Genomic DNA, 14,875 nt, shown 5'->3' on the forward strand with positions numbered 1-14,875 from the left:
AATACCTTTAATATAGTGGGTATGGCTTTATTTTACTTGCATTGAGCGTGCACAATATCTGTTATTGACTGCCAAATACGTGCCGGTAATAGCGTTTGTAGTTGCTTGTAAGTCTCGCACAACGCTGAGCTGCCTTGTAAGCCACTGTCTGACTCACTAATCAGCTTTTGTTCGCGTAGGTTTGAAATAAAGCTACTGAGTACCTTCTTATCAAAAAACTCCGGCGTTTTAATGCCATGTAACGTACCCAAGCGCTGCGCCAGCACATAGCTTTCACGTTCAAGCTCTGCTTTTTCAATCCCTTGGCTGGTTTGAATAAAGCCAATCACAATTGCATAACGTTGCAAAGTAAAGCTCAATGCACGACCGAGCATTTCGAGTTTGGCAAAGCTATCGTTATTTTGAGTCACTTTAATGTTATCACCATCAAGCGCAATTAAGCCTTGATCACTAAAGTTAGTTAAAATACGAGTAACGTAGCTCTCATCTAACTCTTGCAAGTACCACTCTTTAGCAAACAATGGATAAAAAGATTTCACCAGCTGATGGCACTGAGTTACGGTGCTTTGATGTTGCTTAAATAAATGCAGCGCCACTAAACTAGGTACCGCAAAAATATGTAAAATGTTATTACGGTAGTAGTTGAATAAGGTTTTTTCTTTATCGCTTATCGCAATTATTTCGCCAAACTCATCACTGATCACGTCAAACTTATTAAGCTTTAAGGCATGTTCAAGTAGCTGCTCTGGTGTTTCATCTGGTGCGGTTATTTTACTGCTATAGCTGGCTTCACGTTGCAATCGTAAGTAAAACTCAAGCTGAGCTAACAGCTTTGGCTTACTCAATGCCTGCTTATCGTTTACCAGCAGTATCATCGCCAGTAAGTTAACTGAGTTAAGTGCGGCGGCATTGTTAATTTTAACCATAACCTGATCAGCAAGATTAGCCACCTGCGGCCCTAACCATTGTGGTTTTTGCACATCGGTTGCATGAATTGATTCACGCCAGTCAGGCTGGTTATCATTTAAATACTGATTGATAGAAATAGGGTCGCCAAAGTTTAAATAACCACGACCATAGTTTTTTAAATTCTTAATCGCTTTAAAAATACCTAATATCGACTCGCCTTTTTTATCATTACCCGCAAGTTCTTTTAAGTAGGTATTGATTTCCATGACGTGCTCGTAACCAATATATACCGGCACAATAGATATAGGTCTGTCTATACCGCGCAACATGGCTTGCATTGTCATTGCGAGCATGCCGGTTTTAGGGGGTAGTAAACGTCCCGTTCTGCTGCGCCCACCCTCGGTATAAAACTTTACCGAGTAACCTTTGATAAATAACTGGCTTAAGTATTCTTTAAATACCGCTGAGTAAAGTTTGTTACCAGCAAACGAGCGGCGAATAAAAAACGCGCCACTGCGGCGGAATATGCCACCGGCTGGGAAAAAGTTTAAGTTAATACCCGCTGCAATATGCGGTGGAACAAGCCCTTGATGGTAAATAGAGTAGGTCAGTAGCAAGTAATCCATATGACTACGATGACACGGCATGTAGATTATTTCATGGCCCTTGTTGGTTAGGTCATGGATTTGCTCGGTGTACTTTATATCAATCCCATTATACAGCTTGTTCCAAAGCCAGGTTAATATGCGATCGGCAACGCGAATGGTGGCGTCGCTGTAATTAGCAGCAATTTCATCAAGAAGCTTTAATGCGTTTTGTCGCGCTTGGGCTTGGCTAATATTTTTTTCAGACGCTTCAGTTTGAATCGCTTTTTTTATCGTTGGGGATGCCAGTAGTGAGCTAAATAATTGATCTCGAGATGGGATTTTAGGCCCTGTGGCAGCCAGCTTCTGGCGCTTAAAGTGTACTCTAGCTACGCGAAGTAGTTTATGAGGAAGTTCATTTACATCGGCTTTTTCGTTCACCAGTAGTGATAAATCAAGTGGTTGGCTAAAACGAATAAAGTTGTCTCTACCTGAAAAAAGTACAACAAATATTTTTCTAAACCAGCTGGGCGTAAGTGAGTGCGAAAGTAAAGTGCTCAGTCCTGGCTTCTCTTTACCCGGTGCTCTGCCCCATAAAATAGTCACAGGCACAACCTGCACATTTTTTTGGCCACTATTTAATAAGTGCTCAATGATTTGCTTGCCCTGATCTAATGCGTTGGTAGGCTTTTCTTTATTACCAAATAACGGTGGTGGGTTTTTAATGCCAATAAAACGATCTAACGCTTGGTCACCTAACACTTGCTGCTCGGTAGGGTCGGGCAAGCCATTTCGTTTACATACGCGCGCGAGTGCCGCTAAATCAAAGCGTGAATTTAAACGCACTATATAAAAGGTCGGGTTTTTAGGGTTTAACTCAAATTGCTCTAACGGCTTCTCAGGCAGTACTTTGCTTTTAACAAACAAACGGCTAATACCACCAGAGATAAGATTTAAACCATAATTTAAAATACGCATTGACTCACCATAAGAGAGTAGTTACCCAAACCAATATGGGTATATAACAGCAAAATTAGCGCATAGGATAACATATTATCGCAAAGATCCTCTGCAGATTAATCGACAAGCTATGACATTATAGTGACATCATCACTTCCATTACGTTCACTATTAATAAACTTAGCTATTTTTTAAACGACAATTGCAAAGCAATTATGTCTAAATAGTTGTTGCATTTATCACCAGCATCATTATAATACGCAGGCTTTCAAAATTCCCTCGGGAACAAGAAAGAATAAATTAAGCTTGGATTTCAAGCTAATAAACAGGAGTTCCGATTTGGAACTCAACGTAGATATAATCTAACAACCGGCATCTTAATTATTAAGATTGTTTCGGTCGTTTTTTTATGCTCTTTAAATGCTCTTTATATTGAGGTTTAAGAATGTCAAATCAACGCATTCGTATTCGCCTAAAAGCTTTTGACCACCGTTTGATTGACCAATCAACGGCGGAAATCGTGGAAACTGCGAAACGCACTGGCGCACAAGTACGTGGTCCAATTCCACTACCTACACGCTTTGAACGTTTTACTGTACTTACATCACCGCACGTTAATAAAGACGCGCGTGATCAGTACGAGATCCGCACCCATAAACGTCTGATCGACATCGTAGAACCAACTGACAAGACTGTAGACGCACTTATGCGTTTAGACCTTGCTGCTGGTGTTGATGTTCAAATCAGCCTGGGTTAATCGGAAGATTAGAGAGGTTTTAGGAAAATGGCATTAGGTCTAGTCGGTCGTAAAGTGGGTATGACACGTATCTTCACTGAAGATGGTGTATCTATCCCTGTGACAGTTATTGAAGCGACTCCTAACCGCATTGCTCAGATCAAATCTGACGCAACAGACGGTTATAACGCGCTTCAAGTAACCGCAGGCACTAAAAAAGCAAGCCGTGTAAACAAAGCAACAGCGGGTCACTTCGCTAAAGCTGGTGTTGAAGCGGGTCGCGGTCTGTGGGAATTCCGCCTAAATGGTGGTGAAGGCGATTTTGAAGTAGGCGCAGAGCTTACGGTTGAATTATTCAACGAAATCAACAAAGTTGACGTAACCGGTACTTCTAAAGGTAAAGGTTTCCAAGGTGGTGTTAAGCGCTGGAATTTCAGCATGCAAGACGCTACACATGGTAACTCTCTATCTCACCGTGCTCCTGGTTCAATCGGTCAAAACCAATCACCTGGTAAGGTGTTTAAAGGTAAGAAAATGGCCGGTCAAATGGGTAATGAGCAAGTAACAACTCAGAACCTTGAACTAGTTCGCGTTGACGCTGAGCGTAACCTGCTTTTAGTTAAAGGTGCAGTACCTGGCGCTATCGGCGGTGACGTTATCGTTAAACCAGCTGTTAAAGCATAAGTCCTGGAGATTTAGTGATGGAATTAGCAATTAAAGACGCTTCTGGCGCTCTTGAAGTTTCTGAAGCTACTTTTGGACGTGAGTTTAACGAAGCATTAGTACACCAAGTAGTTGTTGCATACGCAGCAGGTGCTCGTCAAGGTACTCGTGCTCAGAAGACACGTTCTGAAGTAAGCGGTGGTGGTAAAAAACCATGGGCTCAAAAAGGTACTGGCCGTGCACGTGCTGGTACAATCCGTAGTCCAATTTGGCGTTCAGGTGGCGTTAGCTTCGCAGCTAAACCACAAGACCACAGCCAAAAAGTAAACCGTAAAATGTACCGCGGTGCGATCAAAAGCATCTTATCTGAATTAGTTCGTCAAGAGCGTTTAATCGTTGTTGAAAGTTTTGGTCTTGAAGCACCAAAAACTAAAGAACTAGTTGCTAAGCTTAAAGAACTTGAGCTTAAAGATGTTCTTATCGTGACTGAAGAAGTAGATGAAAATCTTTTCTTATCGGCACGTAACCTGTACAAGGTTGACACACGTGATGTAGCTGGTATCGATCCTGTAAGCTTAATTGCTTTCGACAAGGTACTAATTACAGCTGCTGCTGTTAAGCAACTTGAGGAGGCGCTAGCATGATCCGTGAAGAACGTCTTTTAAAAGTGATCCTTGCTCCACACATCTCTGAAAAAAGCACAATCGCTGCTGAAGAAAACAACACGATTGTTTTCAAAGTAGCAAATGACGCAACTAAAGCTGAAGTTAAAGCGGCAGTTGAGAAGCTTTTTGAAGTAGAAGTAACTGGTGTTCGCACACTTAACGTTAAGGGTAAAACAAAACGTACTGGCATGCGTTTCGGTCGTCGTAGCGACTGGAAGAAAGCTTACGTTACTCTTAAAGAAGGTAGCGAGCTGGACTTTGTCGGCGGCGCCGAGTAATAAGGGGAGTTAGAATTATGGCACTTCAAAAGTGTAAGCCAACTTCTGCGGGTCGTCGTCACCTAGTTAAAGTGGTTAACCCAGATTTACATAAGGGTAAACCTTACGCACCACTATTAGAGAAAAACTCTAAATCAGGTGGTCGTAATAACAATGGTCGTATTACGGTTCGTCATATCGGTGGTGGTCATAAGCAGCATTACCGTTTAATCGATTTTAAACGTACTAAAGATGGCATTCCAGCCACTGTTGAGCGTTTAGAATATGATCCAAATCGTAGCGCAAACATCGCTCTTGTATTATATGCAGACGGTGAGCGTCGTTACATTATCGCACCAAAAGGCTTAAAAGCTGGCGATGCAATCCAGTCTGGTGTTGATGCACCAATCAAACCTGGTAATGCATTACCTATGCGTAATATGCCTGTAGGTTCGACTGTTCACAACGTAGAACTTAAACCAGGTAAAGGTGCTCAAATTGCACGTTCTGCTGGTGCATACGTTCAAATCCTTGCACGTGATGGTCAATATGTAACATTACGTCTTCGTTCAGGCGAAGTTCGTAAAGTTGAATCTGATTGTCGTGCGACACTAGGTGAAGTAGGCAATGCTGAGCATATGCTTCGTTCACTTGGTAAAGCAGGTGCAAATCGCTGGCGTGGTATTCGTCCGACAGTTCGTGGTGTTGCCATGAACCCGGTTGATCACCCACACGGTGGTGGTGAAGGTCGTACATCTGGTGGTCGTCATCCTGTGTCTCCATGGGGTAAGCCGACTAAAGGTGCTAAGACGCGTAAGAACAAGCGTACGGATAAATTTATAGTACGTCGTCGTACTAAGTAATATTGAGGAATAGCCATGCCACGCTCTCTCAAGAAGGGTCCTTTTATAGACCTACACTTGCTGAAGAAGGTAGAGAAAGCTTTGGAAAGCGGTGAAAAGAAGCCAATTAAAACTTGGAGCCGTCGTTCAATGATCATACCTAACATGATCGGATTGACCATTGCTGTCCATAATGGTCGCCAGCATGTACCAGTTTTCGTTTCTGACGAAATGATCGGTCACAAACTAGGTGAATTTGCACCAACTCGCACTTACCGTGGCCATGCTGCGGATAAGAAAGCGAAGAAACGTTAAGAGGGGAAGATAAATGCAAGCATTAGCTAAACATAAATTCGCCTCTGGTTCGGCGCAAAAAGCACGTCTAGTTGCAGATCAGATCCGCGGGTTACCTGTCGATCGCGCACTAGAAATCCTGGCGTACAGCCCGAAAAAAGCGGCTGTATTAGTTAAGAAAGTACTTGAGTCTGCTATTGCTAACGCAGAGCATAACGAAGGTGCTGACATTGATGAGCTACGTGTAACAACGATTTTTGTGGACGATGGTCCAACAATGAAACGTATTATGCCACGTGCTAAAGGACGCGCAGACCGCATCCTTAAGCGTACAAGCCACATCACTGTTGTGGTTTCAGATAGCTAGGAGATATAAGTAATGGGACAAAAAGTTCATCCTACTGGTATTCGCCTAGGTATATCTAAACCTTGGGTTTCTACCTGGTACGCGAATTCAAAAGATTTCTCTGCACAGCTTTTTGGCGATCACAAAGTACGTACATTCCTTACTAAGGAATTGAAAGCGGCTTCTGTGTCTAAAATCGTTATTGAGCGTCCAGCAAAATCTATCCGAGTAACTATTCACACGGCTCGTCCGGGTGTTGTTATCGGTAAAAAAGGCGAAGACGTAGAAAAATTACGTCAAGCGGTAACTAAAATCGCTGGTGTACCTGCTCAGATTAATATTTCTGAAGTACGTAAACCAGAACTAGATGCACAACTAGTAGCAGACGGCATTGCCTCTCAGCTAGAGCGTCGTGTTATGTTCCGTCGCGCTATGAAGCGTTCGGTACAAAATGCAATGCGCATCGGTTCTAAAGGGATTAAAGTTGAAGTTAGCGGTCGTCTTGGCGGCGCAGAAATCGCACGTTCAGAATGGTATCGTGAAGGTCGTGTACCTCTACATACTCTTCGTGCTGATATCGACTACGCAACTTCTGAAGCCTTAACCACTTACGGTATCATTGGTGTTAAAGTTTGGATCTTCAAAGGCGAAGTTATTGGTGGTTTACCGCTAGTACAAGAGCAAGAGAAGCCAGCTAAACGCGCACCAAAGAAAGCCAAAAAAAGTGCTAAGTAGAGGTAGCGAGTAATGTTACAGCCAAAACGTACAAAATTCCGTAAAATGCATAAAGGCCGCAACCGTGGTCTAGCGCAAAACGGTAACAAAGTAAGCTTCGGTACTTTCGGTTTGAAAGCTACTGGTCGTGGCCGCATGACTGCTCGTCAAATCGAAGCAGCTCGTCGTGCTATGACGCGTCACGTGAAACGTCAAGGTAAAATCTGGATCCGTGTCTTCCCTGACAAGCCGATCACAGAAAAACCTCTTGAAGTTCGTATGGGTAAAGGTAAAGGTTCTGTTGAATATTGGGTTGCTGAAATTCAGCCTGGTAAAGTACTTTACGAAATGGAAGGTGTTTCAGAAGAGCTTGCTCGTGAAGCGTTTAACCTTGCTGCTCGTAAACTGCCATTCAAAACAACTTTCGTAACTCGGACGGTAATGTGATGAAAGCAAGCGAACTAAAAGATAAAAGCGTAGAAGAGCTAAATGCTGAACTTCTAGGTCTTCTTCGTGAGCAGTTTAACCTGCGCATGCAAGCAAGCACTGGTCAGTTAGCTCAGACACACACGCTAAGAACAGTACGTCGCGATATCGCGCGTGTAAAAACAATTATTAACCAGAAGGCAGGTCAATAATGAGCGATAAAATTCGTACTCTTCAAGGCCGTGTAATCAGCGACAAGATGGAAAAATCTTTCACTGTTGCTATCGCACGTTACGTGAAGCACCCAATCTATGGGAAATTCATCAAACGTACGACTAAGTTACACGTACATGACGAAAATAACACTGCAAAAGCGGGTGACGTAGTTACTATCCGTGAATGCGCTCCAATCTCTAAGAACAAATCTTGGACTTTGGTAGATGTTGTTGAACGTCCAAAACAAGCTTAATTTTTAATTAAGTCTGTTTTATGAAAAGCCCCGGCATTAGCTGGGGCTTTTTACGTTTAGAGCAGTTTAGAGCAGTTTTTAGCGGTAAGCTTTCAGCCGTCAGCTGCTCGCAGTGAATTTGAGCGCCGTAGCTTGGGTTGACTCGTAATGTGGAAACTGAGGAGAAAAGAATATTTATAATTTAAATTTCCTTGTTTACTAAATAGTTAAAAAGGCCGAGGCGAATAATATCTAGTCTCAGGCCACTTTTAAGGTAAATTTAAAGGCTGTTTAAGTAACTAAGAAGGATTATTTATTATATGGAAATAGAACAAAAAATTGAGTTTTTAACTTCTGAAGTTACAAAATTAAAAGAAAGTTTTAAAAACGGTAGTAATATTTCAGAAGATACTAGAAAGGCAATAATACACGATGTCTCGAACTTAGAAAAAGAGAGTAGGAATAGGCGTTGGCTACTGACAATTAGTGTTTTAGCTGTCTTTATATCATTGGTTTCATACATTGGTTTTATATCTATTAAGCAAACTATCTCTGATTCATTTATGAAATCAGATTTAAAAGATGACCTGCTGATATATATAAGAGAAGAAAGAACTCTTTTAAAAAATGATGTTAAATTAATTAAGAGTATGCTCAAAGTAGCAAATGAAAATAATATTAGATTAACGAAGAAATATGATGATTTGTCAAAAGAGCTTAATCAAAAAAACGAAGACCTACATAATTTAGCTAGAATAATTACAAAAGCTACAGCAAAAAATATCGATTTTAGTGAATTAATAGATAAGAATACTGCGGCTAAATTAGAAAGTTCATCGTCATTTAATTTTATTAAATCTTTAGGAGTATCTGAGTTTTCAGTGCTGAAAGTTTTGTCGATATTTGTAGTTTCATTCGAGCCAACAAATCTGACGTTTGATAATTTATCCGAATCAATAAAAAAGCTCCAACTCCGCTATGAACTAACACCAGATGGGGAGTTAGGCCCATGTACAGCTCTTGTAATTGGCTCGCTTTATAAATCAGCATTTCCTTTAGAAGCTGATACTAATATGAAGGATTCTATATTTTTGAATCACTCTTGGTTAGCAAGCGCTTTTCAAGCATGCTCTTTTAATGATCGTACTAATATAGAAAGATATTTAGCTTATCCTGACTTGCCTTTACATAAAGAGCTAAATGACTTCGTTGATGCGTTAAAGTTAGACAGGGATATTCTCAAAAACTCATTGAAAAGCAAAAAAGTAGATAGAGCTGGTTACAAGGCTTTGGATTATATAGGTTATTTGGTTGGAAGTTAATCATTTGTATATGGTCACGCTGTGGCTAAGAGCCCATAGGGCTCAGTCCCTAGGTGAAGCGAGCTTCTTTCCCCTTCTAATAAGTTTAGTGATTACGATAAAAAGCCTTTGCAACTGCAAAGGCTGATGTTTTTTCTGCGCTGACCGCTGACCGCTGACCGCTGACCGCTGACCGCTGACCGCTGACCGCTGGCTTTTACCAAATCATCTCTACAAATTCAGGGTGGTCGATATACGGGTTACGATTTCCCTGAAATTCAAACGCTGCTTGATTTCGGTCTAATTCCATTTGGCTAACGGGGTCGTTGTTATGCCATTTTAACAGCATGGCCACAACCCAGCTTTCAAATACTTGGTTACTAGAGCCGTTAAGTACGGCATTACTAGCCGTGGTGTTATTTTGCCAAGAGCCGATTACGTTTTGGTAGCGTGTAGCCATGTAAAAATAAGCACGAGCAAAGTCACCTTTAAATTCATCAATAGGCTCAAATACAGTACCAGTGTAATTAATCGCACTACTTGCAGAACCTAATTGACTGCCATTGGTTGAAGTAAACGTAGCGCTGGCCACTTCACCGAACGGGAAGTTGCTACGCTTTGAATTTACATAGCCGTCAGTGGCGTAAATATGATGAACATCAGAGTTCATTGGTTCTATGGTGCCGCCAAACCAGCTTTTAGGAAATGAATGTTCACGGTTATAACAATCGGCTTCGCTATTGTAGGTACCGCACTGATCGCTTACAGCAGTATAAGTGTAGCTATCAACTCCATTTGGCTTTTCACTGTACATATCTAAAATACTGTTATCATTTTCGAAGTATTTATCGCGTGCTGATGCGTCGTAAAAACTCCAAATAGCAGAATACCCTTGAGCGTTATGGTTATTAATAATGTTATAAAGCTCAGTTTTTAGCGTGTAGCCAGTTAAGCCTTGGGTTGTCACATAGTAGCCGGTTGGCGTCGGTGTTGGCTGAGTCTCACCTAATGAGAATGCGGTAGACTCACTTGATTGAAAGCTTGCTCCACTGGCAAGCAATGTGGCTTCATTATTCAAGGCGTAGCTACCACTGCCATATGAACAGCAAATACCATCGCCGTAGCTGTCGTTAATAGTAAATGTATAGTCGCCATTGGTTAAACATAATTGTTCGGTGTATTGAGTATTTGCGGCATAACCACTGCCGCTTGCAACTATACCGACTTGGTTGTGTGTTATTTGCCAACTGGTTTCTTCGCCGTAGTTATCTGTGGTTAGGTTAAAAGTAAGGCTGTTATCTGCGCAGCTTGGAGAACCGCCGCCGCTATCATTATTAGGTAAGAAGTTATCAACATAAACTAACTCACTACCATCAAAGCCGCTTGTATCGTAAAAGCGTAAACCGACATCAATCGTTTTACTACTATCAGCGGTATAGCTGTAAGTTATGGTTTGCCACTGGTTTGTTAAAGCAGGGTTTGAGTAGCCTTGATAACCATCTATGAACAAACGGGCCTTAAGATGACCTTCGGTATGATACACATCCACTGAGAACTCATAAGTTTTGCCCATTTCAACTGCGACTTGCTGTAAAAAATCAGTGTTACTTTGTGTGCCTGTATTTACGCTAATCACAGCTGCTTGTAAGCCTGTACTCACGACTGTGCTATTGGCAGATACGTTAATACCGCTATCAATCACCGTCCACGCTTGTGGGGTGTTGCCTGTCCATTGTTCAAAATTACCATTGACGACATTAGCCATCGCAGGCAAAGAGCTCAATAACAACGTGCTCAGAAGTAACTTATTTTTATATATACCGTGTAACATGTTTGTTCCTAATTTATTTTTTTAAGCAATATACATTAGATTATAAAGGTTACAAAATTGTTAAATTAGAATTTCATAAAAGGCAATAAAAAACCTTTAGGTTAATTTCACTGGTTTTTAACGAGATTAATAACTAAATGGAATATCAAAGCAGATTCTATTCTTTTTTTATCTATGCTTAGACGGCTATCCTGCATACTCAATTAACCTCAACAGAACCTTCTGAATGAGGTGGCACTCATTTTAAACAATGTGAACAAGCATTGTGTTTAACGTTCAGGGTTATGAGGAAAAATTCATGTTGTTAGGTCAACTCAATGCGCTAGCAAGTCCGCTTTCGCAAGAGCAAGTACAAAAGCTACAAGGTTTAGTGGCTGAGCTTAATCCAATTCAGCAAGCGTGGGTTAGCGGCTATTTAGCTGCTAATGCTAATTCAGCAGCGCTAGGTGCGCCAATTGCAGGTACACCGGCAACCTCTGAGGCAGCAGTACTTACTATTTTGTATGGTTCACAAACAGGTAACGCTAAAGCGGTGGCGACTAAGCTTAAAGAGCAAGCTGAATCTCGTGGGTTAGCTGCAAAGCTGGTTAGCATGTCAGATTACAAGCCAACCGCATTGAAAAAAGAAAAGTTTTTAACCGTTGTTGTATCGACTTATGGTGAAGGTGAGCCACCTGAAGATGCCGAAACACTGTACGAATTTTTAATTACCAAAAAAGCGCCAAAGCTTGATGGCGTTAAAGTCGCGGTATTAGGTTTAGGTGATTCTAGCTATGAATTTTTCTGTCAAACCGCTAAAGACTTTGAAGAGCGTTTAACTAAACTCGGTGCAGAGGTTATTTATCAACGTGCCGACCTAGACGTTGATTACGATGATGAAGCCGCCACTTGGATTGAGGGCGCGTTAAATGCGTTTGAACCAGATTTAAAAGCTCAGCAAGATGCTACAGGCGGCCAAGTTGTATCAATGCCATTTGGCACGCCCACGACAGCGGCTAGCCAATACACTAAGCAAAACCCGTTTGCGGCAGAGCTAAGCTTAGTGCAAAAAATTACCGGTCGTGACTCAACCAAAGATGTACGCCATGTTGAAATTTCACTTGAAGGCTCTGACATTACCTATACGCCGGGTGACTCGTTAGGCATTTACTTTTTAAATGATGAAGCCCGTGTAGATGAGCTACTAGCGCAAACGCAAATTGATCCAACTAGCCGCGTTAAACTTGGCGATGAAGAACTTAGCGTGCGTGATGCCTTAATTGAAAAACTAGAGCTGACACAATCGTACCCTGGTTTTGTCGAAAAATATGCCACGGCTACAGGCACGCCTGAACTTCTTAAGCTTGTGGAAGATAAAGCCGCAATGCGCGAATATATTGAGCCTCGCCAAATTTTTGATGTGGTTGCACAAAACCCAGCTAAATTAGAGGCGCAAACACTGGTTGATTGCCTACGTAAACTGCAAGCGCGCTTATATTCAATTGCTTCTAGCCAAAGCGAGGTTGAGGACGAAGTGCATTTAACTATTGCATTGGTTGAGTTTGAAGCGTTTGGCACAGAGCATTTAGGTGGCTGTTCAGGCTATTTAGCACGCCGTGCGCAAGAAGGCTGTAAAGTAAAAGTATTTAGTGAACATAACGACAACTTCCGCTTACCAGTAAATGATGACACACCGATCATCATGGTAGGGCCAGGTACAGGTATTGCACCGTTCCGTGCCTTTTTACAAGAACGTGATGCGCGAGAGGCTACGGGTAAAAACTGGTTATTCTTTGGTAACCCACATTTTACCCAAGACTTTTTATACCAAGTAGAAATTCAAGGTTACTTAAAATCAGGCTTATTGAGTAAAGTAGATGTGGCGTTTAGCCGTGACCAAGCAGAAAAAGTTTACGTGCAAGACAAGTTACGTAAAAACTCAAAAGAAGTGTTTGACTGGCTAGAAGCGGGTGCTCATTTTTATGTGTGTGGCGATGCAAACCGTATGGCTAAAGATGTACACAATGCCTTAATTGATATCATCACAGAAAATACCGGCAAAAGTAATGAAGAGGCCGATCAATACTTAAAAGATTTGCGTAGCGCAAATCGCTATCAGAAAGACGTGTATTAAGTGCACGTTGTTTATTTTATTAAAAGCTAACAGCCGTCACTGTAACAAATTTAGGATTTAAAATGAGCGAACAAGATAAAACCGTAAAGCTTTCTGATAACGAACGTTTAAAAAGAGAAAGTAACTTTTTACGCGGCACTATAGCGCAAGATTTAAAAGATGAAATTACCGGTGGTTTTACTGCCGATAATTTCCAGTTAATTCGTTTTCATGGCATGTACCAGCAAGATGACCGCGATATTCGTCCCGAGCGTGCTAAACAAAAGCTAGAACCACTACATAATGTCATGCTGCGTGCACGTATGCCTGGCGGTATTATTAAGCCCGAGCAATGGTTAGCAATTGATAAGTTTGCTGGGGAGAAAACCAGCTATGGCAGTATTCGTTTAACTACGCGCCAAACATTTCAGTTTCATGGTGTATTAAAACCTGAAATTAAAGGTATGCACCAGCTACTTAATAGCGTGGGTATTGATTCTATTGCAACCGCCGGTGACGTGAACCGAAATGTACTTTGTACCACTAACCCTGTTGAGTCTGAGTTACACCAGGAGGCGTATGAGTGGGCGGCAAAGATTTCTGAACACTTATTACCTAAAACCAAAGCGTATGCAGAGATTTGGCTCAATGGCGAAAAAAGCGAAACCACAGAAGAGCCAATTTTAGGCTCAACTTATTTACCGCGTAAGTTTAAAACCACTGTAACAATTCCACCAAATAATGAAGTGGATGTTCATGCAAACGACTTAAACTTTGTGGCGATTGCTGATAACGGTAAATTAGTTGGTTTTAACGTGCTAGTAGGGGGTGGCCTTGCCATGACCCATGGTGATACTGCAACGTATCCACGAAAAGCCGATGATTTTGGTTTTATTGCCCTTGAAGATACCTTAAAAATTGCTGAGCACGTAGTGTCTGTGCAACGTGATTGGGGTAATCGTTCTAACCGTAAAAACGCAAAAACTAAATACACACTTGACCGTGTTGGGTCCGATGTATTTAAAGCAGAAGTTGAAAAACGTGCAGGTGTGAGTTTTGCACCAAGCCGCCCTTATGAGTTTACTCATCGAGGGGATCGTATTGGTTGGGTTGAAGGAATTGACGGTAAACATCACTTAACGCTCTTTATTCAAAGTGGTCGTATTTTAGATTACCCCAATAAGCCACTGAAAACAGGGTGTCGTAAGATTGCAGAAATTCATCAAGGTGATTTTCGCATGACCGCCAATCAAAACTTAATTATTGCCGGTGTGCCTGCGGATCAAAAAGCAATCATTGAAAAAATAGCGCGTGAACACGGTTTGATTGATGACAAAGACACTGAGCAACGTAAAAACTCAATGGCGTGTGTGTCACTGCCCACTTGTCCTTTAGCGATGGCTGAAGCCGAGCGTTACTTACCGAGTTTAATTGAAAAAATAGAAGGCTTATTGGCTAAGCATGGAGTACCAAATGACAGCATTATTATGCGTGTGGTTGGTTGCCCTAACGGCTGTGGTCGTGCCATGCTAGCTGAAGCTGGATTAGTAGGTAAAGGCCCAGGTAAGTACAATGTTTACCTTGGCGGGAATACGGAGGGTACGCGTATCCCTAAGCTTTATCTTGAAAATGTGGGCGAAGAAGTTTACCTAGAGGCATTTGATAAGCTGATTGGGCAATGGGTTAGTGAGCGCAATGAAGGCGAATGCTTTGGTGATTTTGTTATTCGCAAGGGTATTGTTGCAGAAGTAAAAGTATCTGTTACCGATTTTTACGCATAATTTAAAAGCAGCGCACCGCGCTGGTG

At 41.7% G+C, this 14,875-nt stretch carries 16 protein-coding genes; 14 read left to right on the top strand and 2 right to left on the bottom strand.

Annotation, left to right across the window (positions count from 1 at the left end; genetic code table 11):
* Window positions 1-32: 32 nt before the first annotated feature.
* Window positions 33-2,471 carry a glycerol-3-phosphate 1-O-acyltransferase PlsB gene (plsB, locus tag N523_RS0107890; RefSeq protein WP_013463779.1) on the bottom strand — a complete coding sequence of 813 codons (2,439 nt, stop codon included), beginning with the start codon at window positions 2,469-2,471 and terminating at the stop codon, window positions 33-35.
* Between the two features lie 427 nt (window positions 2,472-2,898).
* Between plsB and rpsJ the strand changes: the two genes are divergently transcribed.
* From rpsJ to N523_RS0107955, 12 genes are all read left to right on the top strand, one after another.
* Entirely contained in the window at window positions 2,899-3,210 is a 312-nt protein-coding gene (gene rpsJ, locus N523_RS0107895) for a 30S ribosomal protein S10 (RefSeq protein ID WP_002957900.1), read from the top strand.
* A gap of 27 nt (window positions 3,211-3,237) precedes the next feature.
* On the top strand, window positions 3,238-3,873 hold the full coding sequence (gene rplC / locus N523_RS0107900) for a 50S ribosomal protein L3 (RefSeq protein ID WP_008108338.1): 636 nt from the start codon (window positions 3,238-3,240) through the stop codon (window positions 3,871-3,873).
* A 17-nt stretch (window positions 3,874-3,890) separates the two neighbouring features.
* The gene (gene rplD / locus N523_RS0107905; RefSeq protein ID WP_008108340.1) at window positions 3,891-4,496 is read left to right on the top strand and encodes a 50S ribosomal protein L4; all 606 of its coding nucleotides are present in this window, start codon (window positions 3,891-3,893) and stop codon (window positions 4,494-4,496) included.
* A complete protein-coding gene (gene rplW / locus N523_RS0107910) occupies window positions 4,493-4,795 on the top strand; it encodes a 50S ribosomal protein L23 (protein ID WP_008108343.1) in 303 nt (100 codons plus the stop codon). The genes rplD and rplW overlap by 4 nt, the downstream gene beginning before the upstream one ends.
* Window positions 4,796-4,812: 17 nt before the next feature.
* Window positions 4,813-5,637, top strand: coding sequence for a 50S ribosomal protein L2 (rplB, locus tag N523_RS0107915; protein ID WP_007376192.1), 825 nt, complete (start codon window positions 4,813-4,815; stop codon window positions 5,635-5,637).
* 15 nt (window positions 5,638-5,652) lie between these two features.
* Complete coding sequence (rpsS, locus tag N523_RS0107920) at window positions 5,653-5,931, top strand: 30S ribosomal protein S19 (protein WP_004588689.1); 279 nt, start codon at window positions 5,653-5,655, stop codon at window positions 5,929-5,931.
* 13 nt (window positions 5,932-5,944) lie between these two features.
* Window positions 5,945-6,277, top strand: coding sequence for a 50S ribosomal protein L22 (gene rplV, locus N523_RS0107925; RefSeq protein ID WP_004588690.1), 333 nt, complete (start codon window positions 5,945-5,947; stop codon window positions 6,275-6,277).
* Window positions 6,278-6,289: 12 nt separating this feature from the next.
* A complete protein-coding gene (gene rpsC / locus N523_RS0107930) occupies window positions 6,290-6,991 on the top strand; it encodes a 30S ribosomal protein S3 (RefSeq protein ID WP_008108350.1) in 702 nt (233 codons plus the stop codon).
* Window positions 6,992-7,003: 12 nt separating this feature from the next.
* Entirely contained in the window at window positions 7,004-7,417 is a 414-nt protein-coding gene (gene rplP, locus N523_RS0107935) for a 50S ribosomal protein L16 (protein WP_008108352.1), read from the top strand.
* Window positions 7,417-7,608, top strand: coding sequence for a 50S ribosomal protein L29 (gene rpmC / locus N523_RS0107940; RefSeq protein WP_004588692.1), 192 nt, complete (start codon window positions 7,417-7,419; stop codon window positions 7,606-7,608). Before rplP ends, rpmC begins: the two co-directional genes overlap by 1 nt.
* On the top strand, window positions 7,608-7,865 hold the full coding sequence (gene rpsQ, locus N523_RS0107945) for a 30S ribosomal protein S17 (protein ID WP_013463780.1): 258 nt from the start codon (window positions 7,608-7,610) through the stop codon (window positions 7,863-7,865). Before rpmC ends, rpsQ begins: the two co-directional genes overlap by 1 nt.
* Before the next feature lie 299 nt (window positions 7,866-8,164).
* Window positions 8,165-9,166, top strand: a complete 1,002-nt coding sequence (locus N523_RS0107955; RefSeq protein ID WP_028835917.1) for a hypothetical protein — start codon at window positions 8,165-8,167, stop codon at window positions 9,164-9,166.
* Between the two features lie 196 nt (window positions 9,167-9,362).
* Here the strand turns inward: N523_RS0107955 and N523_RS0107960 are convergent, their stop codons facing one another.
* The gene (locus tag N523_RS0107960) at window positions 9,363-10,976 is read right to left on the bottom strand and encodes an endonuclease (RefSeq protein ID WP_028835918.1); all 1,614 of its coding nucleotides are present in this window, start codon (window positions 10,974-10,976) and stop codon (window positions 9,363-9,365) included.
* A gap of 298 nt (window positions 10,977-11,274) precedes the next feature.
* Between N523_RS0107960 and N523_RS0107965 the strand changes: the two genes are divergently transcribed.
* Entirely contained in the window at window positions 11,275-13,089 is a 1,815-nt protein-coding gene (locus tag N523_RS0107965) for an assimilatory sulfite reductase (NADPH) flavoprotein subunit (RefSeq protein WP_028835919.1), read from the top strand.
* A 62-nt stretch (window positions 13,090-13,151) separates the two neighbouring features.
* Entirely contained in the window at window positions 13,152-14,849 is a 1,698-nt protein-coding gene (gene cysI / locus N523_RS0107970; protein WP_028835920.1) for an assimilatory sulfite reductase (NADPH) hemoprotein subunit, read from the top strand.
* The last annotated feature ends 26 nt before the right edge of the window (window positions 14,850-14,875 follow it).

The sequence above is a fragment of the Pseudoalteromonas sp. 23_GOM-1509m genome, assembly GCF_000518425.1.
GTDB classification, from domain to species: domain Bacteria; phylum Pseudomonadota; class Gammaproteobacteria; order Enterobacterales; family Alteromonadaceae; genus Pseudoalteromonas; species Pseudoalteromonas tetraodonis.